Consider the following 311-nt stretch of genomic DNA (forward strand, 5'->3'; position numbering starts at 1 on the left):
CTTTCTGGCTGCTGGTCAGAACATTGCCGATGGCAATGGCATCACCAGTCACAACGTTAAAGACACCATCGGGAATACCGGCCTGTTGCGCCAGTGCTGCCAGCGCCAGTGCCGAAAACGGTGTATCCGGTGCCGGTTTGACGATAAAGCTGCAACCCGCTGCCAATGCCGGGCCACACTTGCGCGTAATTATGGCGCAGGGGAAATTCCACGGGGTAATCGCTGCCACAACACCGATCGGCTGTTTCACCACAACGATACGGGCATCCGGGTTGGGACTTGGAATCACCTCGCCGTACACCCGCTTGCCT

The 311-nt window shown here is 57.9% G+C and carries 1 protein-coding gene; it reads right to left on the reverse strand.

What is annotated here, in order from left to right; translation table 11 throughout:
- Window positions 1-311 (reverse strand): aldehyde dehydrogenase family protein (locus Q4563_RS18455; protein ID WP_303605544.1); only part of this gene is annotated, 311 nt, incomplete at both ends.

This window comes from Gilvimarinus sp. 1_MG-2023 (assembly GCF_030548285.1).